The following is a 21923-nucleotide window of genomic DNA, read 5'->3' on the forward strand; positions in this document are numbered from 1 at the left end:
TGTATCCGGGTTCGCTAATGACCGTGCCCAGACGACTCACCGCCACGAAACGCGGCGCTGCGGCGCAAGAGCTCGGCGAAGGTTTGTGCGGCATGTGTCAGGGCGTGGTCGGTCATGCGAACCAGGAGGATTCGGCGAACCGCGGTGCGCGGCCGCAAGGGCAGGACCTTGACGCCCGGACGAACGCCGTCCAGTGCCAGGGTCGGCGCGAGCGCGACACCGATGCCGGCGGCGACCATGGCCTGGGCTTCCTGGTAGTCGTGGGCCTCGTAGGCGATCTGGGGTTCGAATCCGACGGCACGGCAGCTGCGAGTCAGCGCTTCGGCCACCGGGTGGTTGTCGGCACGGGTGATCCAGGCGTCGTCTGCGAGCTGGGCGAGGCTGGCGCTTCGGCGGCAGGCGAGCGGGTGCCGGTCGCCGACCAGGAGCGCGGGCGGATCGTCGAGCAGCGGCGTGACGGTGGCGTCGCCGCGATCGATGCGGCACCAGTCGTAGTCCCACATCAGGGACAGTTCGATCTCGCGGTTCTCCAGCATTCGCCAGAGCCCGGCGATGCGGCTGCTGCGCACGGTGAGCCGGATTTCCGGGTGCGCTTCCTTGAAGGCGATCACCGCCGGCGGGAGCAGGGAGGAGCCGACCGTCGGGAAGGTGCCGATGCGCAGCGTGCCCGCGCGCAGCCCGGCGAAGTCGGCGAGCTCGTTTTCAGCGGCGGTGAGCTCGCGCTCGATGCGCTCTCCCCGGTCGACGAGAGCACGGCCGGCATCGGTGAGCGTGACGCCGCGGGCGTGGCGCTCCAGCAGCGGCTGCCCGGCCTCGGCCTCGAGACGACTGATCTGCTGCGAGACCGCTGACGGGGTGTAGTTCAGAGCGCGGGCGGTCGCGGTCACCGAGCCGCGGCGGGCCACCTCGGCCAGCAGCAGCACCCGTCGGACGTCCAGCATCACTTCACCAAGACCGTTCAGTTCAAGTTAATACCCATGCAGATTTCCGAGATTGTACTTCACGCTTGGATCGCCGATGGTGGAACGCACAGGCAGGCGGAGAGCTCGCCCGAATCCACGAAGGAGCCCGCTGTGCTGCATCTGCAGGGCGAGATGATCCGCGGCGGAACAAGCAAGTGCTGGATCTTCGACCACGACGACGTCGTCGCGGCCGATGTGGACGTCGACATCCTGCTGCGCGCCGCGTTCAACGCGGCCGACCCCCGGCAAATCGACGGCGTCGGCGGCGCGTCCTCGACCACGTCCAAGGCCGCGATCGTGCGGATCACGGCCGAACCCGGGACCGACATCGAGTACGCCTTTGCTCAAGTGGGCATCGGCGACGAGCGGGTCGAATGGGCCAGCAACTGCGGCAACTGCGCCACCGCCGTGGCGCTCTACGCGGTTCACCACGGCTTGGTTGTGCTCGGTGCGCAGACCACCACCGTCCGGATGGTCAACGCCAACACCGGTGCCCGACTCACCGGCACCATTCCCACGCCCGGCGGCGTCGCCCCGGACGAAGGCGAAGCGACGGTGCCCGGAACCGCGGCTCCGGGGGTGCCGGTGCTGCTGGGCTTCGAGGACCCGGCGGGCTCCACGACCGGGACCGCACTGCCGACCGGCCGCCCGATCGACACCCTGGCCGGGCCGGACGGGGTCTTCGAAGTGTCGCTTGTGGACGCCGGGGCGCCTGCCGCGTTGTTCGAGGCCAAGGCTTTCGGCCTCGACGGCTCCGAGCCCGCGGCACGCTTCGCGGACGTGGTGCCCGTGCTGACGACGCTGCGCCGGGAGGCGGCGCTCGCCATGGGGCTGGCCCGGGCGGGCGACCCGGTCAGCCACGCGGTGCCGAAGGTCGGTGTCGTCGCGCCTCCGGTGGCCTACCGCACGACCCACGGCCTCGAAATCGACGCGGCTGCCTACGACCTGGCCGTGCGCATGGTCTCCATGCACGCGCCCCACCCGGCGATCGGCCTGACTTCCGCGGTCGCGCTGGCCACCGCGGCCGCCACCCCCGGCACCCTCGCCCACCGCGCCGCCCGGCCGACCGCTGACGGCACGCTACGCCTCGGCACACCCGCCGGCGTGCTCACCACCCGGATGGTGCCCGGGAAATCACCTTCGTCCGCCACGGTGCTGCTGCGGCGTGCCGCCCGGCGCATCGCCCGCGCGGAACTCCACGTTCCGGTCCCCGCGCCGCTGTAGAAAGGAAGCCCGCCATGAGCCGCAACGCCGCCGCCATCGGCACTGTCCCTCCCCTGTTCCCGCACCGCGTCCGGCGGCTGCTGTCCCACCTCTACATCCAGTGCCTGATCGGGGTGCTCCTCGGCGCCGCGGTGGGCTGGCTCTGGCCTTCGGTCGGTGCCGGTCTCAAGCCACTCGGCGACGGGTTCATCGCGCTGGTCAAGATGCTGATCGCGCCGATCATCTTCTGCACGGTCGTGCACGGGATCGCCACGATGGGCAACGCGCGCGCGGTCGGTCGGGTCAGCGTCAAGGCGCTGATCTATTTCGAGGTCCTGACCACCATCGCCCTCGTGATCGGACTGGTCGTGGTCAACGTCGTCCAGCCGGGCAGCGGGCTGCACGTCGACGTCGCCACCCTGTCCACCGAGCACCTGCCGGCGGCAGCGAGCCAGACCCACGAGAGTTTCGCCGATTTCCTGCTCGGCATCATTCCGACCACCTTGGTCAGTGCGTTGACCGGCAAGGAAATCCTGCCGGTGCTGCTCGTCTCCGTCCTGTTCGGATTCGGCTTGCACGCCAGCGGCGGGGCCGGTGCGGGCGTGGCCCGCGGGGTGGAGAAGTTCTCCGGCGTCCTGTTCACGATCATCCGCTGGATCATGCGGCTGGCCCCAATCGGCGCCTTCGGCTCGATGGCCTTCACCATCGGCAACTACGGCCTGGGCACCCTGCGCCACCTCGCCCTCCTGGTCGGGTCCTTCTGGCTGACCGCGCTGCTGTTCGTCCTGCTGGTCCTCGGCTCGGTCATGCGGTTGAACGGGCTTCGACTGCTGCCCTTCCTGCGTTACATCAAGGAGGAACTGCTCATCGTCCTGGGCACGTCGTCCACCGAGCCGGTCCTGCCGCGCATGATGGCCAAACTGGAGCACGTCGGCGCCGCCAAGCCGGTCGTCGGCATCACCCTGCCCGCCGGGTACTCCTTCAACCTCGACGGCACCGCGATCTACCTGACCATGGGTGGCGTCTTCCTCGCCCAAGCCCTCGGCATCCAGCTCAGCTTCACCCAGCAGCTGACCATGCTTGCCGTCATGCTCCTCACGTCGAAGGGGGCTGCGGGCGTGACCGGCTCCGGGTTCGTCGCGCTGGCGGCCACGCTCAGTGCCATCCCGCACGTCCCGGTGGCCGCGCTCGCCTTGATCTTCGGCATCGACCGGTTCATGTCCGAGGCCCGGGCCCTGACCAGCCTGGTCGGCAACGGCGTCGCGACACTGGCCGTCGCCCGCTGGGACCGTCAGCTCGACGTTGCCCGCGCACAAGCGGTCCTGCGGGGCGAACCGCCGTTCGTGCCCACTCCGACGGCCGTGGCATTGCCCAAGGCAACGCGAGAGCCAGCTGCGGAGCCAGTTCCCGCCGGTCGCTGAGAGCACGGTCGGGTGGGCCCGGAGCGCGCGCTTCGGCCCACCCGGCAGTGACGACAACCGCATAGGCGGGCCGACGAACCGCTGCTGGCAAAGATGGCGACTGCCGCGATCGAGGCGGAGTTTGCGGCCGAGCCCTCCCTTCTCGCCGAGTCTGCTTGCCCAGCCTTCGGCAATGTAGGAACTGACTTCGAATTTGCCGTCCCGTCAGGCCGGACGCTTACCGCGCCCCTGGTCCGGGTTGCCCTCTATCGTCGGCACCACAGTCGATTCGCCGACCACAGGAGCACATCACCATGCATATCGCGATCATCGGGGCAGGCAATGTCGGCGGGGCGCTGAGCCGTGCCGCGGCCAAGGCCGGTCACCAGGTGACAATCACCGCCGCAAACGCCGACGGTGACCACGTGTCGACGCTGGCCGCCGAGACCGGAGCGACCACGGCCTCGTCCAATGTGGATGCCGTGGTCGGCGCCGACGTCGTCGTTCTGGCAGTTCCCGGTGACGTCGTCGGCGACGTCGCGACTGAGATCGCTCAGGCGGTCGATGGCAAGGTGGTGGTCGACGCGACCAATCCGCTGAATGCGTCGTTCAGCGACCTGGTGATCGAAGGCGAATCCGGGGGCAGCGACGTGCAACGTCGCATCCCGCGGGCGCACGTTGTGAAGGCCTTCAACACAATTCTCGCATCCCGGCACGCGGCCCCCAGCGAGCAGGGCGTGCCGCTGGACGCCTACTTCGCCGGCGACGACGCCGATGCCAAGGCCGTCGTGGCGGAACTGGTGCGCTCGCTCGGATATCGTCCGGTCGACGCAGGTGGCCTGCGGTTCGCTCGCGCTCTCGAAGAGATGGCGTTGCTCAACATCGTTCTCAACGCCGGCAACGACTGGGTGTGGCAGAGCGCATGGAAGCTCGTCGGGCCGACTCATGCTGAGTAACTTTGTCGACGATCAGTTCGTCGTCGGCGACGGTGAACCGTTCGACAATCGCAACCCGGTCGACGGCTCCCTGATCACCACGGTCGCCCAGGCAGACGCCGCCGTCGTGGACCACGCGGTACGAGCGGCCAAGCGCTCATTCGAGGGCACCTGGGGCCGGTTCACGGTAGCCGAACGGGTCACCCTATTACGCCGGATCGCGGACACGATCGAGCAGCGTGCCGACTCATTGCTGGCGGCGGAGGTCGCCGACACCGGCAAGCCGGTGACCTTGGCGAGCACCCTGGACATCGCGCGAGCATCAGCGAACTTCCGCGCCTTCGCCGACGTTCTTGCCTCACAGAACGTCGACGCGTATCTGACGGAGCGGGCGTTGAACTACGCCGTGCGCAAGCCATTGGGTGTAGTCGCGGTCATCGTGCCGTGGAACCTCCCCCTGTTGCTGCTGACGTGGAAGGTCGCCCCCGCGCTCGCATGCGGCAACGCCGTCGTGGTCAAACCGTCGGAGGAGACCCCGACAACCGCGACACTGCTCGGATCGATCATCGCCGAGGCCGGCGGCCCGCCGGGCATCTACAACGTGGTGCACGGCTTCGGATCTGGCTCGGCAGGTGAGCTGCTCACACAGCATCCGGGCATCGACGCGGTCACGTTCACCGGAGAAACCAAGACCGGATCAGCGATCATGCGAACGGTCTCGTCCCGAGTAGTCCCGGTGTCGTTCGAGCTGGGCGGGAAGAACGCGGCGGTGGTCTTCGACGATGCAGATCTGGAGAGCACGCTTGACGGGCTGGCCCGCTCGACATTCACCAACACCGGCCAGATCTGTCTGTGCACCGAACGCATCTATGTACAGCGCGGCGTGTTCGACCAGGTGTGCGCTGGCCTTGTCGAACGGGCGAAGGCTTTGCGCTACGGCAAGCCGGACGATCCGAGCACCACGACGGGACCGCTGATCTCGCAAAAGCACCGCGAAAAGGTGCTGTCCTACTATGACATCGCCGAGCAGGAGGGAGCGCAACTGCTGGTCGGCGGCGGTGTCCCCCAGCTCGGTCCGGACTTCGACGAGGGCAGCTGGATCGAACCTGCACTGTGGACCGGCCTGGACAATTCGAGCCGGATCCTCCGCGAGGAGATCTTCGGACCGGTCGCGGCGCTGGTGCCGTTCGACACCGAAGAAGCCGCGGTGCGGCTGGCCAACGACACCGAGTACGGGCTCGCTGCGGCGGTGTGGACGACCGATCTGCAGCGCGGTCACCGGGTCGCCGGCGCGATGCGGGTCGGGATGTCCTGGCTGAACACGTGGTACCTGCGCGATCTGCGCTCGCCGTTCGGCGGCGCCGGAATCTCCGGAATCGGCCGCGAGGGCGGCGTGCATTCCCTGAACTTCTACAGCGAAATGACCAACGTCTGCGTCGGGTGGTCATGAGCGTCGACGAACGGCTCGTTCGGCTGCTCGACGACGCGGCCGTGCACCGGACACCGTGCCCACAGCTGCCCGCCATGTCTCTCGACATGGCGTACGCAGTGCAGCGGAGCGTGGTGAATCGCCGGGTGTCCAGGGGTGAGCGGCTCGCCGGGGTGAAGCTGGGCTTCACCAGCCCGGCGAAAGCAGCCCAGATGGGCGTGGCCGACGTGATCGCCGGTCAGTTGACGGCCGAGATGGCGGTGGACCAGGCGATCTCGCTCGCCACCTACATCCACCCGAGGATTGAACCCGAACTCGCGTTCCGCATGGGGCCACGCGGTGGTCCCGACGCGGTGGCGCCGGCGTTGGAGATCATCGATTCGCGGTACCGGGACTTCCGGTTCGCCCTGTCGGACGTGGTGGCCGACAACGCCTCGGCCGCGGGATTCGTGCTCGGTGACTGGCGTCCGGTGGAAAACCTGAATCACCGTGGCGTCGTGCTCGAGGTCGATGGCACCGTGGCGCAGATCGGATCGACAGCCGACATCCTCGGTGATCCGATGCAGGCGGTCGGGGCGGCGCTGCGGCTCACGCGGACCCATGGGATCGCGCTGCGCGCCGGGAGCATTCTGCTGGCCGGTGCCGCGACACCGGCTGTCGCGTTGAGGGCGGGAGCGACGGTGACGGCGAGGATAGCCGGGTTCGACGAGGTGAGGGTGCGAGTCGATGAGTGATGCCAGGGTTGTCGCGGGCCAGGCGGTCCCCCGCGGCCGGTTCCCCCATGTGAAGCTAGCGGGCGACATGGTGTTCGTCTCCGGAACCAGCAGCAGAAGGCCGGACAACACGATCGCGGGCGCGTCGGTCGACGAGTTCGGCACGACGCGACTGGACATCGGAGTGCAGACCGAAGCCGTGCTGGAGAATATCAGCGGCATCCTGCGGGACGTCGGTTGCGAGCTCGACGATGTGGTGCAGGTGACGGCGTTCTTGGTGAACATGAACGACTTCGGCGGCTACAACGAAGTCTACGGCCAGTACTTCGACGAGGCTGGTCCGGCTCGGACCACGGTCGCGGTGCACCAGCTGCCGCACCCGCATCTGCTGATCGAAATCCAGGCCATCGCTGTCCGATCGAAGGCCTGACCGACACCCACACGTGCGTCACCGAGCCTCTGCAGGTGGCGTCCCGTCACGCGGGACGGGACATCCACAGCCGTGAGCCGTTGATCAGCCGCGAGCTGATCACACCGGCGGCCTCGATCACCGCGGCGCGTGAGGACGCGATGACCGCCGAGCAGAACATGCCGCCCGGCCCGGCCAGTGATACGCCGCCGACCGGCCGGCCTGCCGCGTCCAGGATGGCCGCGGCCACGGATGTGCGGTCGCGCTGGAACGACGTCGACACGACGTACCCGTCTTGGCGTGCCGTGACCAGTTCGGCTTCCAAGGCGGCCATGTCCGGCATCGGCACGTCACGTTCGGCACAGCATCGCTGCACGTGCGCGACGACCTCGTCGAAAGGCAGCCACGAGAGCGCGGCCTTGCCACAACCGGTCAGGTGCGCAGGTGCCCGCTGCCCCACCCGGTTGTGCATGGGCGGCCGGCGCGACCCGGCGTTGCGGTTGAGGTAGACGACCCAGCCCTCGGTCAGCTGTCCCAGGTGCACTTCCTGCTCAGGCACCCGGCCGAGGCGCTCGAGGAGTCCCTCGGCCGCGCGCACCACGCCGGTTCGTTCGATCACCAGGCCGCCGAGCTCCAAGACCAAAGGCCCGAGCTGGTAGCCCTCGTCGGTTGACCGCAGCATCCCCTCGGCGACCAGGGTCTGGCACAACGCGTGAGCTGTGCTGCGCGGGATGCCGGTGCGCGTGGCGATCTCGCGCACCGACAGCGCCCCGACCGTGGGGGTGAATGCCCGCAGCACCTTGATCGCCTTCACCACCGGGGCAATACCAGTTTCCTGCACGCTCAGACTGTAGGCCGAGCCGCGCCACCTCGTCCAAAGTGTGTCCGGTGGCACGGGACACGCGAGCAGACGCCGTGGGTTTCCGCAGCTAGCGTCCCTGTCATGTCTCGCGTCTTCCGCCTGCAGCCCGGCGCCGCGGAACGTCCCCCGACCGCGGGCGGCGTGGTCGCCGGGTACCTGTCGCCCCATCCGCCGCACCTGATCTACGCCGACAACCCACCGCAGAACGAGCCCCGCAGCACAGGCGGGTGGGAAGTGCTGCGCTGGGCCTACGACGAGGTCCGCCGCCGGGTGCGGGAGTTGAGCCCGGACGTGCTCGTCGTGCACGCGCCGCACTGGATCACGATGGTCGGTCACCACGTCAACTGCGTGCCCAACCCCCGCGGAGTCTCGGTCGAACCGATCTTTCCGAACCTGTTCCGTTACCACTACGACTTCCGTACCGACGTCGAACTGGCGGAAGCCCTGGTCACCAGCTTCGAGGCGCACGGCCTGGTCACCAGCGCGATGCGGGAGCCGGGCGTGCGCGTCGACTACGCGACCATCGGAGCACTGCACATGGTCAACCCGGACTGGGACATCCCGGTCGTGTCCATCAGCGCCAACAACAACCCGTACTTCTACGCCGAGGCCGAACTCGGCCAGATGGAAGTCCTCGGCCGCGCCACGCGCCAGGCCATCGAGCAGACCGGCCGGCGTGCGGTCCTGCTGGCCTCGAACTCGCTGTCGCACCTGCACTTCGACCGCGAAACAGACCCACCGGAGGACATGGGACGTGAGTACCCGTACAACAACGCCCAGTACCGGGCAGACATGACTCTGCTGGACGTGGTACGCACCCAGCCGTCGCCAGCGCTGCGAACCGCCATCCCCGAGCACATCGCAGCCACCGAGGCCGAGACGAAAGCCGGCAGCCTCACCTGGCTGTTGTCCGCCTTGGACTGGCCGGCCACGACCGGCGAGATCCTCGGCTACGGCACCATCATCGGCACGGGCAACGCCGTCATCGAATGGCGAGGCACCGATGGCTGACGTCGTCAGTGCCGCGCTTCTGCCCGGCATGCCCCAGCTGCTCGCCGGAGATCCGGCGCCGAGCTGGGCGGACTTGCGGGCAGGCGTCGAGCAGGTCGGCGAGCGATTCCGGGATGCCGATGTGGACACCGTTGTGCTGCTCTCGACACAGTGGTTCACCGTCCTGGGGCACCAGTTCCAGCTGGACCCCAACCCGCGTGGGCACCGGCTGGATGAGAACTGGTACGCCTACGACTACGGCCACATCGACTATGACCTGCGCATCGACACCGACCTGACCGACCGCTGGGTCGAGCAGGCGGCGGCACAGGGGCTGCAAGCGCGCCGAACCCGCTACGACGGCTTCCCGATCGACACCGGCACGGTGACGGTGTCCGCTTTGCTCGACCCGGGCAGGCAATTCAAGTTCGCGCTGGTCTCGTGCAACTTGTACGCCGAGGTCGACACCATCGCCACGCTCGGCGAAACCGCTGTCACCGCGGCGGCCGGCATCGGCAAACGCGTCGGCGTCGTCGTGGTCTCCGGCTTGTCCTCCGGCCTGATCCAGCAGTGGATCGACCCGTCACAGGATCGGATCGCCACGCCCGAGCAGGACGCCTGGAACCGCCGGATGCTCCACGCCGTGACGGCCGGCGACACCGAGACCGCCCTGCAATCCCGGGAGGCGTTCGCCCGCGAGGCTGCCGCTGACAGCCAGTTCCGGGCTCTGGCCTTCCTGCTCGGCGCCGGTGTGCTCGGCAGACCGGCCGAGCTGCTCGCCTACGGCCCCATCTGGGGGACCGGCGCCGCCGTCGTGCACTGGCCGGCGGCCACCTTCGAAAGGGACAACTGATGGCCAATCAAGCGGTCGGATTCATCGAAGTGGAAGGTTTCGTACCGATCTTCGACGCGGTCGACGCCATGGTCAAAGCGACCAACGTCGTCGTCGAAGGCGTCGTGCGGCTCGGCGGCGGGCTGGTCGCCGTCGCGATCTCCGGCGACCTCGCCACCGTCGAGGAAGCCGCCGAGATCGGAGAGGAGACGGCCAAAGCCGTCTCCGGCGGGCCGGTCAGCTCGATCGTGTTCGCCAACCCGTGCGACCCCGTCGCCGCGCTCGCCGCCCACACCGCCCTACTCGAAGGTAACTGACATGGCTGAGGCCGCTCACGGCAAGATCAGTGCCATCGCTCTGCTGGAGACCCGCGGAATCGTCGCGTTGACAGCCGGTATCGAAGCGATGATGAAGACCGCCGACGTGCGGTGCATCTCGGTGGACCGAGTCTCCAGCGGCTACCTGGTGGCCGCCATCGAAGGCCAGCTCGCGGCGGTCCGGCAGGCCCTGGAAGCAGGCACCGACGCGGTGAAACGCTACGGCACCCTGCGCGCGGCCCAGATCTACGCGCGCCCCAGCAGCGAGTCCGCCCAGCTGCTCGACACCCGGCGCTCGACCACCTTCCGAGAGGCACTGCCGACCGGGAGCGGGCAATGATCCTCGGCAAGGTTGTCGGCCGCGCCTGGTCGGACCGGCAAGTGCCACCGCTGGCCGGGCAACGGTTTCTGCTGGTCAAGCACCTCACCACGGACACCACGACGGTGGCGGTGGACCTGCTCGATGTGGGTGTCGGGGTCACCGTCCTGGTGGCGACAGACGAGGCCGCCGCCGCGGCGTCCGGGGTGTCCGCCGTCGACGCGGCGGTGGTCGCACTCGTGAGCGAGTACGAGGAGGGCAGATGACAACGCAGTACACCGCCTGGGTCGGAGACGGACTGACCACGGAACTCGCCGGCGGCAAGGGCCGCTCGCTGGACACTCTCAACCGCCTGGGACTGCGCGTACCGGAGGCGTTCGTGGTGACCACCGACGCCTACCGCGCCGCAGTCGCCGGTGCGCTGACGCGGGAACTGGATCGCCGCGTCGCGCTCCTGCACCCCGACGCGGACATGACCGAGTTCGACGCGGCAGCCCAGTCCATCCGGGACTGGCTCTACGCCGAGACCGAAGGCCACGACGCCGATCCAGCCATCCGCGACTGCTATCGGCAACTCGCCGAGCGAACAGGCCAGCAAGACCTCGCAGTCGCCGTCCGGTCGAGCTCGGCAGCCGAAGACTCCGCCCAGCACAGCTTCGCCGGTGAACACGACAGCTACCTGTGGGTGCTCGGCGCAGACGAGGTCAGCGACGCGGTGCGCCGCTGCTGGGCAAGCCTGTTCACCGCCCGCGCCATCAGCTACCGCGCCCGGGAAGGCGTCCCGGGCGACGCGATGGGAGTCGTCGTGCAGCGCATGGTCGATGCCCGGGCCGCCGGGGTGTTCATGACGCTCAACCCCGTCAACGGCGACCGCTCCAAAGTCGTCATCGAATCCGTCTGGGGCCTAGGCGAGCCGCTGGTGAGCGGAACCGTCACCCCCGACAGATTCGTCATCGACAAGGTGTCGCGCGAAATCATCACTCGCGAGGTGACCATCAAAACCGAACGTGCGACCCGGAGCCCATCCACGGGACGAGGGATCGCCACGGTCGCCGTGAATACCGCCGACCACGACCGGCCCTCCCTGACCGACGAGGAAATCCTGGCGCTGCTCGACATCGCACGGACCGTCGAACAGCACGCCGGCACGCCGCAAGACGGCGAGTTCGCGATCGACGACTCAGCGATCCACCTGGTCCAGGCGCGACCGGAGACCGTGTGGAGCACCAAACCCGTCAGCCGCGTCACCGACGGCAAATCCGCCGCCATAGCCCACGTCCTGCGTGCCATAACCGGCAGCAATCCCCAGAACCACTAAGGACACCCGATGGCCGTTTCGTCCTTCCCCAGCCCGTTCGACATCGAACCCCCACCGGGCGCCGAAGGCTGGGAATCCATGTACAACTGGTACCACCTCTTCGGCGAGGACCGCCGAAAAGCCGACGAGAACAAGTTCTGGTTCCAGGACGCATTGCACCACCCCTATGTGATGCACCCGTACGACGAGATCCAGTGCGAGTGCTGGTGGCAGGCCCTCGGCGTGATGAACACCCGGATCTTCACCGTACCCCCGGCCCTGGGACTCGAGCAGCGGATCCTCAACGGCAGGCTCTACGTCTCCCCCGTCGCCGCGCCTGAGGCCGACGTCCCGGCCCGCGCCGAGCACTTCGCCGAACGCGCCGGCCACTACTACGAGAACTGGGAAAGCATCTACGCCGAGTGGAAGGTCAAGGTCCTCGACCGCCTGGATCTTCTGCGATCGCTGTCGTTCCAGCCACTACCCGATCAGGAGCCGGTCGCCACCGTGACCGGCCACGTCGGGCACTCAGCCGGATTCCGCTGGGAACGCGACTTCGCACTGATGGTCAACGCGATGTACGAGACCTACCAGTGGCACTTCGAGCTGCTCAACATCGGCTACGCCGGTTACCTGACCTTCTTCCAGTTCTGTCAGCAGGCCTTCCCCGGGATCGGCGACCAGTCGGTCTCGCGCATGGTCGGCGGCCTGCACGTCGAGCTCTACCGGCCGGACGACGAGCTCAAACGACTGGCCAAGAACGCCCAGACGCTCGGCGTCGGTGACCTGATCCTGGCGCACGACGACGTGACCGCAGCCTTCGAGAAGCTGGCCGCCGGCGAGAACGGCCGCGCCTGGATCGAAGACTGGGAAACCACCCGCGACCCGTGGTTCCAGATCAACAGCGACCCCGGCCACCCGGGCGGTGACCATCGGTACGGCACCTGGAACGACCACCCCGGGATCCCCTACACCGCCGTACAGAACTACATCCGGCGACTGCGGGCCGGCGAGGTCATCGACCGCCCGACCGAGCAGGTGCTGGCCGAACGTGAACGCATCACCAGCGAGTATCGTGCACTGCTCAACCCCGACGACGTGGCCGCCTTCGACGAGCTGCTGGCGCTGGCCCGCAGAGTGTTCGTCTACATCGAGGAACACGTGCTCTACATCGAACACTGGATGTGGGCGGCGTTCTGGGGCAAGTCGAAAGTGCTGGCCGGCTCGCTCGCGACGATGGGCGTCCTGGCCGACCCGGAGGACATGTTCTTCCTCCGTCGCAGCGAAGTCAGTGAGCTGATCTTCGACACCGTCGCCGCGTGGTCGACCGGCGCACCTGGCCGCGGACGCACCTACTGGGAACCCATCATCACCCGGCGACGTGAGATCTTCGCGGCGCTTGAAGCCTGGCAACCGCCACCGGCCCTCGGGCCGCCGCCGCAAGCCGTCACCGAACCGCTCACCGTCATGCTGTGGGGCATCACGACCGACTCGGTCGCAGGCTGGCTCGCCGACTCGCAAGGAGCTGATCCCGGAACGTTGCGCGGGGTCGCCGGATCCCCGGGCATCGTGGAAGGCCCGGTACGGGTCGTGCGGTCGGCCGACCAGCTCGGGGAGATCCAGGAAGGCGACATCCTGGTCTGCCCGGCCACATCACCCGCATGGGCACCGGTGTTCTCCCGCATCGCCGCCACGGTCAGCGATGTCGGCGGAATCATGAGCCACACCGCCATCGTGTGCCGCGAGTACGGCCTTCCCGCAGTCGTCGGCACCGGCCGAGCGGTCTCCACTCTCCACACAGGTCAACGGGTCCGCGTCGATGGGAACACCGGTGTCGTCACCGTCCTCGCCTGATCGCTCGCCGTGGCGAGCAGACCGCGGCCGCGCGCTCCGGCGCGCTGTCGCGGCCCGCTCCTACGGCAGCAACGACAGGCTGGCCCTCACGACCATCCTGCTCGACCTCGGTGGCGTGGTCGTGCCGACCCTCTTCGAGGTCGTCAAAGATCCGGATTTCCCCCGTGGACCGTTCGGTTCGGATCAGTGCTACGCCAAGGTCGAGGGAGGGACCCTGCAGGAACGCGACTACTGGGCAGCCCTGGCGAAGGCCAGGCCGTCCCTGGACATCGGTCAGCTCATGCGCACCCGTCTCGGCGTGCGCGACGAGATCAAAGACATGCTGGCCGCAGTCGGCGGCCGGGTGCGCCTGGCCGCGCTGACCAACGACATGGCACATTGGTTCGGCCCGGAATGGACACGCCGGTTCCCCGAGTTCGCGGGGTTCGACACCTTGCTCGAAGCAGTCCGCTCAGGCGTGCTGAAACCGGACCCGGCGGCCTTCCGCTGGGCGCTCGGACGACTCCGCGAATCAGCGGACAGGTGCTTGTTCGTGGACGACCTGCCAAGCAATCTGGCCGGCGCACGCGCGGTGGGCATGCAGGTTCAGCTCTTCGACGTACGAGATCCGGCCGAATCGGTGCGCCGCATCCTCGACCGGGTCGGGCTGCAACCACCCACCGAGGCAAGGAGGGTGTTCCGTCCATGATCGTCCACCTGATCAGGCACGGCCAGACCATCGGCTACGCCGCCGATCTGGGACTGACACCGACCGGCATCAGCCAGGCCCAGGCACGAGGCACCGCACTACACCGCAGTCTCCCCGAAGGCGCACAAGTAGAGATCGGCTACGCACCCACAGAACGGACCCGTCAGACCGCGGCTGTCCTGCATTCGGCACTGAGCCAGGATCAGAAGCTGCACGTCGACGAGCCCCTGCGTCTGCCCGAGTACCGAAACCTGCAAGTCACGGTGGACGGGATTGAACGCGATCCCGCCCAGGTGCGGGTCGAGGCGGAGACCACGGGTCACCGTGGCTGGGCGATCGAGGCCCGCAGATTCTGGCAGGCGCATGAGCGCGGCGACGCGATGCGGTTCTGGCTGACCACTCCGCTGCTGTGGCACGAAAGCCCCTCCGACGTGGTCAAACGCTTCCTGTCCGCGGTCGCAGCCCGGAACTCATCCGCGCACCTGGTGGTCGCCACTCATTCCGGTTGCCTACGCGCCATCGTCGCGTGGGCATGGGGTCGTGATCCTGGTGAACCGGACAACGCCGAAGAGGTGACGTTGACAGTCGACGACGACACAGTGGAGGTGACCCACCGTGGTGTCGCGGTCAGTCTCGAGCTACCCGCTCCGTACGGGAGCGCGATCTGACAACGCCGCCGGGGACTTCTCCTCCAGCCGGTTGCGCAGCCATCCGGCGAAATGACGACCGACAGGTGAACGCCGCCCGAGGTGCGAGCACCCTGCTCCGGTGCTCGCCGTGTACGGCTCACGCGCGCGACTACGCCGCGCTCGCCCGCGCCGCACGCAGCAGCACATCACGAGCCGGCGAAGGAACATCGTGTGGCCAGGCGAGAACGATCCGCGACACCGGCAAGTCGGTCACGGGAACGGTCGCGACGACCTGATCCGCCCGGCGGGCGGCACCTTCCCCGACCACCACGACCAAGGCCCCGAGAGCGACGCGGTCGATGATCTCGTCCAACCCCACCGGCGGGCACTGCGCTCGGAACATCGGATCGGCATACACCTCGGCGCCGCTGAGCCGAGTTCGGCCGGCAAGTTCGTGTCCGAGGGGCAGGAGCACGAACGCCGACTCGTCGGCTACGGCTTCCGTGTCGAATCCGGCGAGATCGTCGGTGTCGCACAACACCGCCACGTCCGCTGAGCCGTCCCGCAGTGCAGCCGGCTGGTCCGCGGTGAACAGGACTTCCAACGGCGCTGCGTCCGGTTCGCGACGGTAGGCCTCGACCAGCTTGGCCAGCACGCCGGCGCCGGTCCCGGAGCGCACGGCCAGCACCAGGCGCCGGGGCCGGGCGGCATCCCGTGTGTGCCGCACCGCGCTGTCCGCCGCAGCGAGGGTCTTTCGGCTTTCCCGGAGGAGAACGCTGCCCGCCTCGGTCAGTGCCACTCGTCGGCTGGTGCGGTCGAACAACCGCACGCCGAGCCGGCGTTCCAGCCGTGCGATCGCGCGGGACAGCGGCGGCTGGGCGATGCCCACCTGATCCGCCGCCCGCCCGAAGTGCAAGTGCTCCGCGACCGCGACGAAGTATTCGAGCTCGCGCATCTCCGGTCGATCCATACCTCCAGGGTAACGGTCGATGGCAGAGTGATCATGGTTCTCCCGGCTGAACGCTGGTGTGCTGGATACGACAGCGACGCCCTCTGCGTCAACAGACGATCAACCAGGAGAACGAGGAACATGGACGAGGAACGGCGTGTCCAGCAGGTGCTGGCCGCCTACGTGCGAGCGACCGATGCGCGCGACGGGAAGGCTCAAGGTGCCCTGTTCACCGACGACGCCGTGGTACAGATCCTGGTCAAGGACGGGTCGGGCTCATATCAGCCGCTCGGCGAACCGCTGATCGGCGGCGCCGGCGTCGAGTACGCGGTGGCGAACCTCATGCTCCCGCACCCTGAAGGCGGTTCCAGCCACCACGTGACCGCCGACCCCATCATCGAAGTCCACGGGACCACGGCGCACCTCAACGCCCAGTTCGTGATGTTCGAGGTCCGCCCGGACGCGACCATCCGCCCCGCCGAGGCCGGGTACTACGACATCGACCTGGTCCTGGTCGGCGACGAGTGGCGCATCACCGGCCACCGCGTCCTGATGGACGTGCTCCCCACCGCGGCTCAGCCGTGAAAGCCGTCGTCCACGACCGGTTCGGCGACCCCGACGTGCTGCAGTTCACGGACGTGCCCGAGCCGAAAACGCACGTCGACAGCGTCCTGATCCGTGTCCGCGCAGCCGGGATCAATCCCGCTGACCTCGCCTTGCGGGCCGGCGCGCTGAACGAGGCGGTCGAAACGTATTTTCCGGTGGTGCCGGGCTGGGATGTCGCCGGCGTCGTCGAACGGTCCGGCCCGGGGGCACCCGAGTTCTCCCCCGGCGACGAAGTGCTCGGCTACATCCGCGGCGACGTGATGCACCGCAGCGGTGCCTACGCCGAGCGCGTAGCCACCGACGTCCGGAACCTCGTCCGCAAACCCGCGCCCCTGTCCTGGGCCGAGGCCGGAGCACTTCCCCTGGCCGGGCTGACCGCATACCAGGCGGTGCGCGCGCTGAACCTCTCCGAAGGTAAAGTGCTGGTGGTCCACGGCGCGTCCGGCGGGGTCGGATCGCTCGCGGCTCAGCTCGCCGTCTCCCGTGGGGTGAAGGTGATCGGGACCGCCTCGGAGTCCAATCACGACTACGTCCGGTCGCTCGGTGCCGAGCCCGCGGCGTACGGTACGACACCGCACGCCGACGCTGTCCTGGACACCGTCGGGCAAGACGTCCCGGCGGGTGAACGCATCGTCTCGATCGCCGGTCATCCTGAGGCCACCCCGGTGTTCGCGCGCATGGTGGGGGCTGATCTGCAGGCTGTTACCGACTTGGCGGCTGCGGGCGTGCTGCGGGTGCGCGTTGCAGCCACGTTGCCGCTCGCCCGCGCGGCGGAGGCGCACCGCCGGCAGGAACGCGGGCGGCCCGGCGGGAAAATCGTGCTCATTCCCGACTGACACCGAGCAGGTCATCGTGGCATCGCCGCACTGTGGAAACTCGGTGGGTGAACCGTATCTCCCGGTTCACCCACCGAGTGGTCACGGTGGCCCGCGACGACCCGTCAGGCGGTCGCCTCGGCCAGGGCCACACCGGTCAGTTCCGCGCAGTAGTCGAACAGCGCATCCTGGGCTTTGACCGAGCGTGCCTCGTCTGGAATGGCTTTCTCGTGTTGGTGGTAGAAGTGCCGTCCGCTGACCATCGCCGACGGATCCGTGCTCACCGCCAGCCATGCCTGCGTAACGGGAGCGAGGTCCAGATCGTCGGGAGCGCCCGGCCCGCCCATTTTGGTCGGCACCCATCCGGGCTCGACCGAGTTCGACAGCGTGCCCGGCCGGTATCGCGCGACGCCGAAGGCGAGCACGACATCGAGCAGCTTGCTGTCACTGTAGGCCTGGGCCCCGTTCCAGGACCGGGACGTCCATTGTGGATCAGCCAGGTCCGCGTCACCGCCACGGGCCATCCCCGAGCTGAGGTAGACCAAGCGGCTGGGCGGAGTGATCATCGCCGTGAGCAGGTAGGGCGCGAGGACGTTCACCGCGAAGACGTGCGACAGCCCGTCGGGCGTTTCGATGCGCCGGCGCTCCCGGTACCCGATTCCCGCGTTGTGGATGACGGCGTCGAACCTTCCGGCGTCGTTGGCCTGCTCGGCCACCGAACGGATTCCGGCGATCGAGATCAAGTCACCGACCAGCACGCCGGTCGCCTCGGGTAGCGCCGCGCGAGCATCGGCGGCTCTCTGGTCGTTGCGGGCGTGGAGGGTCACGGCGTGTCCCTGCTTGGCAAGCAGCTCCGCCGCCATCAGGCCGAGCCCGTCCGCGGAGCCGGTGATCAGGATACGAGCCATGCCGCACCTCCTGGTTGTCCTCGTGTGAAATCGTCGTGACCGATAGACGAGGCGGGGCTCCGCTCATCGTTTCTCGTACGTGTTCAACTCTGCGTCTGCAGCGTGCCCGGCGTCCAAGACCTTCTGTGCACTGTGTGATGCCCTGAGGGCATCACACAGTGCACAGGCTCCCGGGCACCTGGCGCGGGAAGAGCATCGGTCAGGACACTCTCAACAGCAACGCCTCGCCTTGGCCGCCGCCACCACACAACGCCGCGGCACCCAGACCGCCGCCACGGCGGCGCAGCTCGTGCACCAGGTGCACCACCAGCCGGGCGCCGGACGCTCCGAGCGGATGCCCCAGTGCGATCGCTCCGCCGTTCACATTCACCTGCGCCGGGTCCAGGCCCAGCTTTGTCGTGGAAACCAGGCCGACCGCCGCGAAAGCCTCGTTGATCTCCACGAGATCCAGTTCCCCCAGGTGCAGACCCGCTTTGGCCAGCGCGCGGAGGATCGCGTTGGCCGGCTGTTCGTGCAGGCTCGCATCGGGCCCGGCAACGGAGGCATGGGCTCCTGTCTCCGCCAGTGGGGTAACGCCCAGTGCGGCAGCCTTCTCGGGGCTGGCCAGTACCACCGCTGCCGCGCCGTCGGACAGCTGCGATGACGACCCGGCGGTGATCGTGCCGCTGGGGCCGAAGGCCGGTCGCAGGCGGGCAAGGTCCTCGGCGGTGGTTCCCGGCCGGATCCCCTCGTCCCGGTCGAGGTCGCCGACCGCGACGATCTCCTCACGGAACCGCCCGGCCCGCGTCGCCTCCGCCGCGCGCTGATGGGAGCGGGCGGCGAAGTCGTCTTGCTGCCGGCGGGTTACGCCGTAGCGGGCGTTGTACGCGTCGGTGGCCGCGCCCATCGCCATGCCGTCGAAGGAGCAGAACAGCCCGTCGTGTGCCATGTGGTCGAGCATCGTGACATCGCCGTATTTGAAGCCGCGCCGCGACGTGGGTAGCAGATGCGGGGCCTGCGTCATCGACTCCTGGCCGCCGGCGACGATCAGGTCGAATTCCCCGAGGCGGATCAGCTGGTCGGCGAGCGCAATGGCGTCGATGCCGGACAGGCAGACCTTGTCGATCGTCAACGCCGGGACGTTCATCGGGATGCCGGCAGCGACAGCGGCTTGGCGGGCCGGGATCTGGCCGGCTCCCGCGGTGAGGACCTGGCCCATGATCGTGTATTCGACCGCGTCAGGGGCGACTCCTGCTCGTTCCAGGGCTGCTGCGATCGCGATCGCACCCAGCTCGGTTCCCGGCCGGTCCTTCAGCGCTCCAAGCAGCCTGCCCACCGGGGTTCGAGCGGCGCCCAGGATCACCGAGCTCGGCATCTCAGGCCTCCGTGCCGGCGGCCACGCGCCCTCGGCGCTGCCACACCAGCCCTGCGGCCACGGCGATGGCGGTCGCGAAGCCGGTGAGGACCAGTGGCTGGTGGCTGCTCGGGGTGACGGCCATGCCGACGAGCACCGCGAACAGGATGACCACGACGAGGATCGAGAGCCAGGGGTGCAGCCACATCCGCACTGGCAGCTGCCGGGCGCCCGCCCGGCCCAGCCGGCGACGTCCGGCGAGCTGGGTCGCGGCGATGCAGAGGTAGACCACGACGGCGATGGCGCCGGAGGAGTTGAGCAGGAAGGTGAACACGACGTCGGTGGGCAGGAAGTAGTTGGCCAGGACGGCAAGGAATCCCGCGCCCGAGGACAGCAGCACGGCGCGGGCCGGCACCCCGGCACGCCCGACGCGGCCGAACGAGGCGGGTGCTTCGCCGCGGCGGGCCATCGAGTAGGTCATCCGCGAGGAGGAATAGAGACCGGAGTTCAGGCACGACAGCACGGCGGTCAGCACGATGACGTTCATGATGGTGGAGGCGCCGGGGATGCCGAGGTGCGACAGCACCGCGGAGTACGGGCTGGCGGTGACGGCGGTGCTCCCGCTCGGCAGCAGCGTGACCACGACGGCGATGGAGCCGACGTAGAAGACGATGATGCGCCAGGCGACGCTGCGCATGCTGCGGCGTACGGTCTCGGCCGGGTTGACCGACTCCCCGGCCGCGACGGTGACCAGTTCGGTGCCGAAGTAGGAGAAGAACACGGTGAGCAGCGCCGGGAGCACGGGTGCGGCACCGTGGGGGAAAAGGCCGCCGTGTCCGGTGAGGTTGCTCAACCCGGGGGCGGGCACGTGCGGCAGCAAGCCGGCGATGGCGACGAGGCCGAGCAGGACGAACACGACGATCGCGGCGATCTTGATCAAGGCGAACCAGAACTCGAAGCGTCCGAAGGACTTCACCGCGCACAGGTTGACCGCGGTGAGCGCGGCCATGAACAGCAGCGCGGCGACCCAGGTCGGCACGCCGGGCACCATCTGGTGCGCGATGGCCGCCCCCGCGATCGCTTCGAAGGCGATCACCACCCACCAGTGGTAGGCGTAGAGCCAGCCGATCGCCAGTCCCGCCCAGGAGCCCAGCTCACGGGTGGCGTAGGCGGAGAAGGAGCCCGTTTCCGGGGAGGCGACGGCCAGTTCGGCGAGCATGCGCATGACGAGCACGATCAGGCCACCGATCCCGGCGTAGACGAAGACGACGCCGGGGCCGGTGGAGCCGATCGCTTTGCCGCTGCCGACGAACAGGCCGGCGCCGATGACGCCGCCGAGGCCGATCATCGTGAGCTGACGGCCGGAGAGGGCGGGCCGCAAACCGGGTTCGGCGGGCGCGGCGGCGGGTGGTGCGGTGGGTGAACTCTTCATCGAGCACCTCGATTCGGATCGCTACGCAACAACAGTTGCGCGACATCCTGCACATGCAACTGCAGTATCGTCAAGACTCGCAGCGACTTGATGGACGCACCCAGCCGCGTCACGCAACTACAGTTGCGCGTGACGACCGAGGAGGCCCGATGACCACTCCCACCGCTCCGGCGACGTTCGACGAGCTTCGCAAGCGTTTGCTCGAGGTGCTGCCGGAACTGGCGAGCGGGCAAGGACGCATCGCGCGGCTCGTGCTCGACGACCCCGAGGGCACCGCACTGCGGACCATCGGTGAGAGCGCCGAGCTGGCCGGCGTGCACCGGTCTTCGCTCGTGCGCTTCGCGACCATGCTCGGCTTCAGCGGCTATCCGGCGCTGGTGAAGCTGTGCCGCGAGCGGCTGGCCTCGGAGGCCCAGCTGGTGCGCCGGTTCGAGAACGCGCAGCAGCACGGCGAACCGGCCCAGCTGTTCGCCACCATCGCCGACGACGACACCCGCAACGTCGCGCGCACCTTCTCCCAGATCGACCAGGACACCTGGAAGCGCGCGGTCTCCGCCCTGGCCCAGGCGCCCGCCGTGCACGTGCTCGGTCTGCGCAAGTGCTACTCGGTCGCCTACCTCGCCGCCTACCTGCTGCACATGGTCCGGCCGCGGGTGCGCCAGCTCGCCACCACCTCCAGCCTGCTCGTCGACGAGTTGCGTGACGTCGCGGCGGGCGACGTGGTCGTGGCCGCCTCGATCCGGCGCTACACCGTGGACACCGTGAAGGCGGTGGCCCACGCCCGCGCCGCCGGGGCGACCACCATCGCGTTGACCGACGATCCGTCCTCGCCGCTGACGCGCAGCGCGGACGTCGTGTTCTACGTCCAGACCGGCAGTGTCACCATCCTGCGCTCGCTCACCGCGTTCACCTCGCTCGTCCAGGCGCTGGCCACTGCCGTGGCCGTCGAGCTGGGCACGAGCAGCCGCGACGAACTGGCCACCGACGAGCAGATGCTCGAGGAGTTCGGCCTCTACAGCGACGGCTGACACCTCATCAGTG

At 68.6% G+C, this 21923-nt stretch carries 24 protein-coding genes; 18 read left to right on the plus strand and 6 right to left on the minus strand.

Annotated elements, in window-relative coordinates; genetic code table 11:
• Positions 1-14 precede the first annotated feature (14 nt).
• On the minus strand, positions 15-941 hold the full coding sequence (locus tag ACH54P_RS16635) for a LysR family transcriptional regulator (RefSeq protein WP_489913670.1): 927 nt from the start codon (positions 939-941) through the stop codon (positions 15-17).
• Positions 942-1073: 132 nt separating this feature from the next.
• Here ACH54P_RS16635 and ACH54P_RS16640 point away from each other — a divergent pair, with 132 nt between their 5' ends.
• From ACH54P_RS16640 to ACH54P_RS16665, 6 genes are all read left to right on the plus strand, one after another.
• Complete coding sequence (locus ACH54P_RS16640; RefSeq protein WP_489913672.1) at positions 1074-2186, plus strand: PrpF domain-containing protein; 1113 nt, start codon at positions 1074-1076, stop codon at positions 2184-2186.
• A 14-nt stretch (positions 2187-2200) separates the two neighbouring features.
• Complete coding sequence (dctA, locus tag ACH54P_RS16645) at positions 2201-3586, plus strand: C4-dicarboxylate transporter DctA (protein ID WP_489913674.1); 1386 nt, start codon at positions 2201-2203, stop codon at positions 3584-3586.
• A gap of 293 nt (positions 3587-3879) precedes the next feature.
• Positions 3880-4521: an NADPH-dependent F420 reductase gene (locus ACH54P_RS16650; protein WP_489913676.1), complete on the plus strand. Its 642-nt coding sequence runs from the start codon at positions 3880-3882 to the stop codon at positions 4519-4521.
• Positions 4511-5950, plus strand: a complete 1440-nt coding sequence (locus tag ACH54P_RS16655) for a 2-hydroxymuconic semialdehyde dehydrogenase (RefSeq protein ID WP_489913678.1) — start codon at positions 4511-4513, stop codon at positions 5948-5950. The genes ACH54P_RS16650 and ACH54P_RS16655 overlap by 11 nt, the downstream gene beginning before the upstream one ends.
• Positions 5947-6663 carry a 2-keto-4-pentenoate hydratase gene (locus tag ACH54P_RS16660; protein WP_489913680.1) on the plus strand — a complete coding sequence of 239 codons (717 nt, stop codon included), beginning with the start codon at positions 5947-5949 and terminating at the stop codon, positions 6661-6663. The genes ACH54P_RS16655 and ACH54P_RS16660 overlap by 4 nt, the downstream gene beginning before the upstream one ends.
• Positions 6656-7072, plus strand: a complete 417-nt coding sequence (locus ACH54P_RS16665) for a RidA family protein (RefSeq protein ID WP_489913682.1) — start codon at positions 6656-6658, stop codon at positions 7070-7072. The genes ACH54P_RS16660 and ACH54P_RS16665 overlap by 8 nt, the downstream gene beginning before the upstream one ends.
• A 46-nt stretch (positions 7073-7118) precedes the next feature.
• On the opposite strand, the gene ACH54P_RS16670 is transcribed toward ACH54P_RS16665, so the two are convergent.
• The gene (locus ACH54P_RS16670; RefSeq protein WP_489913684.1) at positions 7119-7892 is read right to left on the minus strand and encodes an IclR family transcriptional regulator; all 774 of its coding nucleotides are present in this window, start codon (positions 7890-7892) and stop codon (positions 7119-7121) included.
• Positions 7893-7994: 102 nt separating this feature from the next.
• Here ACH54P_RS16670 and ACH54P_RS16675 point away from each other — a divergent pair, with 102 nt between their 5' ends.
• The 9 genes from ACH54P_RS16675 to ACH54P_RS16715 are packed head-to-tail and all read left to right on the plus strand — an operon-like array spanning position 7995 to position 14878.
• The gene (locus ACH54P_RS16675; protein ID WP_489913686.1) at positions 7995-8924 is read left to right on the plus strand and encodes a DODA-type extradiol aromatic ring-opening family dioxygenase; all 930 of its coding nucleotides are present in this window, start codon (positions 7995-7997) and stop codon (positions 8922-8924) included.
• Positions 8917-9756 carry a DODA-type extradiol aromatic ring-opening family dioxygenase gene (locus tag ACH54P_RS16680; RefSeq protein ID WP_489913688.1) on the plus strand — a complete coding sequence of 280 codons (840 nt, stop codon included), beginning with the start codon at positions 8917-8919 and terminating at the stop codon, positions 9754-9756. The genes ACH54P_RS16675 and ACH54P_RS16680 overlap by 8 nt, the downstream gene beginning before the upstream one ends.
• Positions 9756-10052, plus strand: coding sequence for a BMC domain-containing protein (locus ACH54P_RS16685; RefSeq protein WP_489913690.1), 297 nt, complete (start codon positions 9756-9758; stop codon positions 10050-10052). The genes ACH54P_RS16680 and ACH54P_RS16685 overlap by 1 nt, the downstream gene beginning before the upstream one ends.
• A gap of 1 nt (position 10053) precedes the next feature.
• Complete coding sequence (locus ACH54P_RS16690) at positions 10054-10392, plus strand: BMC domain-containing protein (RefSeq protein WP_489913692.1); 339 nt, start codon at positions 10054-10056, stop codon at positions 10390-10392.
• Positions 10389-10637 carry a EutN/CcmL family microcompartment protein gene (locus ACH54P_RS16695; RefSeq protein WP_489913694.1) on the plus strand — a complete coding sequence of 83 codons (249 nt, stop codon included), beginning with the start codon at positions 10389-10391 and terminating at the stop codon, positions 10635-10637. Before ACH54P_RS16690 ends, ACH54P_RS16695 begins: the two co-directional genes overlap by 4 nt.
• The gene (locus ACH54P_RS16700; protein WP_489913696.1) at positions 10634-11689 is read left to right on the plus strand and encodes a PEP/pyruvate-binding domain-containing protein; all 1056 of its coding nucleotides are present in this window, start codon (positions 10634-10636) and stop codon (positions 11687-11689) included. The genes ACH54P_RS16695 and ACH54P_RS16700 overlap by 4 nt, the downstream gene beginning before the upstream one ends.
• Positions 11690-11698: 9 nt before the next feature.
• A complete protein-coding gene (locus ACH54P_RS16705) occupies positions 11699-13522 on the plus strand; it encodes a PEP-utilizing enzyme (protein WP_489913698.1) in 1824 nt (607 codons plus the stop codon).
• The gene (locus ACH54P_RS16710) at positions 13488-14210 is read left to right on the plus strand and encodes an HAD-IA family hydrolase (protein ID WP_489913700.1); all 723 of its coding nucleotides are present in this window, start codon (positions 13488-13490) and stop codon (positions 14208-14210) included. The genes ACH54P_RS16705 and ACH54P_RS16710 overlap by 35 nt, the downstream gene beginning before the upstream one ends.
• The gene (locus tag ACH54P_RS16715) at positions 14207-14878 is read left to right on the plus strand and encodes a histidine phosphatase family protein (protein WP_489913702.1); all 672 of its coding nucleotides are present in this window, start codon (positions 14207-14209) and stop codon (positions 14876-14878) included. The genes ACH54P_RS16710 and ACH54P_RS16715 overlap by 4 nt, the downstream gene beginning before the upstream one ends.
• Positions 14879-15008: 130 nt before the next feature.
• On the opposite strand, the gene ACH54P_RS16720 is transcribed toward ACH54P_RS16715, so the two are convergent.
• Positions 15009-15809, minus strand: coding sequence for a LysR family transcriptional regulator (locus ACH54P_RS16720; RefSeq protein ID WP_489913704.1), 801 nt, complete (start codon positions 15807-15809; stop codon positions 15009-15011).
• A 120-nt stretch (positions 15810-15929) separates the two neighbouring features.
• Here ACH54P_RS16720 and ACH54P_RS16725 point away from each other — a divergent pair, with 120 nt between their 5' ends.
• The gene (locus ACH54P_RS16725; RefSeq protein WP_489913706.1) at positions 15930-16373 is read left to right on the plus strand and encodes a nuclear transport factor 2 family protein; all 444 of its coding nucleotides are present in this window, start codon (positions 15930-15932) and stop codon (positions 16371-16373) included.
• Complete coding sequence (locus ACH54P_RS16730) at positions 16370-17230, plus strand: NADP-dependent oxidoreductase (RefSeq protein WP_489913708.1); 861 nt, start codon at positions 16370-16372, stop codon at positions 17228-17230. The genes ACH54P_RS16725 and ACH54P_RS16730 overlap by 4 nt, the downstream gene beginning before the upstream one ends.
• A gap of 104 nt (positions 17231-17334) precedes the next feature.
• Here ACH54P_RS16730 and ACH54P_RS16735 read toward each other — a convergent pair whose 3' ends face one another.
• The 3 genes from ACH54P_RS16735 to ACH54P_RS16745 all read right to left on the minus strand — a co-directional run bounded on the left by ACH54P_RS16735 (position 17335) and on the right by ACH54P_RS16745 (position 20882).
• Entirely contained in the window at positions 17335-18117 is a 783-nt protein-coding gene (locus ACH54P_RS16735) for an SDR family NAD(P)-dependent oxidoreductase (RefSeq protein ID WP_489913710.1), read from the minus strand.
• 199 nt (positions 18118-18316) lie between these two features.
• Positions 18317-19471, minus strand: coding sequence for an acetyl-CoA C-acetyltransferase (locus tag ACH54P_RS16740; protein WP_489913712.1), 1155 nt, complete (start codon positions 19469-19471; stop codon positions 18317-18319).
• Between the two features lies 1 nt (position 19472).
• Positions 19473-20882 (minus strand): amino acid permease, encoded by a 1410-nt coding sequence (locus ACH54P_RS16745; RefSeq protein ID WP_489913714.1) that lies wholly within the window; start codon positions 20880-20882, stop codon positions 19473-19475.
• 149 nt (positions 20883-21031) lie between these two features.
• Between ACH54P_RS16745 and ACH54P_RS16750 the strand changes: the two genes are divergently transcribed.
• Positions 21032-21910: a MurR/RpiR family transcriptional regulator gene (locus ACH54P_RS16750; protein ID WP_489913716.1), complete on the plus strand. Its 879-nt coding sequence runs from the start codon at positions 21032-21034 to the stop codon at positions 21908-21910.
• Positions 21911-21923 lie beyond the last annotated feature (13 nt).

Source organism: Amycolatopsis sp. N2S4-7 (genome assembly GCF_058119595.1).

Bases quoted from the DNA above. Each gene is read 5' to 3' on its own strand.
- ACH54P_RS16705 (WP_489913698.1), top strand. From the start codon at position 11,699: ATGGCCGTTTCGTCCTTCCCCAGCCCGTTCGACATCGAACCCCCACCG.
- ACH54P_RS16745 (WP_489913714.1), bottom strand. From the start codon at position 20,882: ATGAAGAGTTCACCCACCGCACCACCCGCCGCCGCGCCCGCCGAACCC.
- ACH54P_RS16690 (WP_489913692.1), top strand. From the start codon at position 10,054: ATGGCTGAGGCCGCTCACGGCAAGATCAGTGCCATCGCTCTGCTGGAG.
- ACH54P_RS16740 (WP_489913712.1), bottom strand. From the start codon at position 19,471: ATGCCGAGCTCGGTGATCCTGGGCGCCGCTCGAACCCCGGTGGGCAGG.
- ACH54P_RS16635 (WP_489913670.1), bottom strand. From the start codon at position 941: ATGCTGGACGTCCGACGGGTGCTGCTGCTGGCCGAGGTGGCCCGCCGC.
- ACH54P_RS16735 (WP_489913710.1), bottom strand. From the start codon at position 18,117: ATGGCTCGTATCCTGATCACCGGCTCCGCGGACGGGCTCGGCCTGATG.
- ACH54P_RS16715 (WP_489913702.1), top strand. From the start codon at position 14,207: ATGATCGTCCACCTGATCAGGCACGGCCAGACCATCGGCTACGCCGCC.
- ACH54P_RS16665 (WP_489913682.1), top strand. From the start codon at position 6,656: ATGAGTGATGCCAGGGTTGTCGCGGGCCAGGCGGTCCCCCGCGGCCGG.
- dctA (WP_489913674.1), top strand. From the start codon at position 2,201: ATGAGCCGCAACGCCGCCGCCATCGGCACTGTCCCTCCCCTGTTCCCG.
- ACH54P_RS16655 (WP_489913678.1), top strand. From the start codon at position 4,511: ATGCTGAGTAACTTTGTCGACGATCAGTTCGTCGTCGGCGACGGTGAA.
- ACH54P_RS16720 (WP_489913704.1), bottom strand. From the start codon at position 15,809: ATGGATCGACCGGAGATGCGCGAGCTCGAATACTTCGTCGCGGTCGCG.
- ACH54P_RS16660 (WP_489913680.1), top strand. From the start codon at position 5,947: ATGAGCGTCGACGAACGGCTCGTTCGGCTGCTCGACGACGCGGCCGTG.
- ACH54P_RS16695 (WP_489913694.1), top strand. From the start codon at position 10,389: ATGATCCTCGGCAAGGTTGTCGGCCGCGCCTGGTCGGACCGGCAAGTG.
- ACH54P_RS16680 (WP_489913688.1), top strand. From the start codon at position 8,917: ATGGCTGACGTCGTCAGTGCCGCGCTTCTGCCCGGCATGCCCCAGCTG.
- ACH54P_RS16710 (WP_489913700.1), top strand. From the start codon at position 13,488: ATGGGAACACCGGTGTCGTCACCGTCCTCGCCTGATCGCTCGCCGTGG.
- ACH54P_RS16750 (WP_489913716.1), top strand. From the start codon at position 21,032: ATGACCACTCCCACCGCTCCGGCGACGTTCGACGAGCTTCGCAAGCGT.
- ACH54P_RS16700 (WP_489913696.1), top strand. From the start codon at position 10,634: ATGACAACGCAGTACACCGCCTGGGTCGGAGACGGACTGACCACGGAA.
- ACH54P_RS16725 (WP_489913706.1), top strand. From the start codon at position 15,930: ATGGACGAGGAACGGCGTGTCCAGCAGGTGCTGGCCGCCTACGTGCGA.
- ACH54P_RS16650 (WP_489913676.1), top strand. From the start codon at position 3,880: ATGCATATCGCGATCATCGGGGCAGGCAATGTCGGCGGGGCGCTGAGC.
- ACH54P_RS16675 (WP_489913686.1), top strand. From the start codon at position 7,995: ATGTCTCGCGTCTTCCGCCTGCAGCCCGGCGCCGCGGAACGTCCCCCG.
- ACH54P_RS16685 (WP_489913690.1), top strand. From the start codon at position 9,756: ATGGCCAATCAAGCGGTCGGATTCATCGAAGTGGAAGGTTTCGTACCG.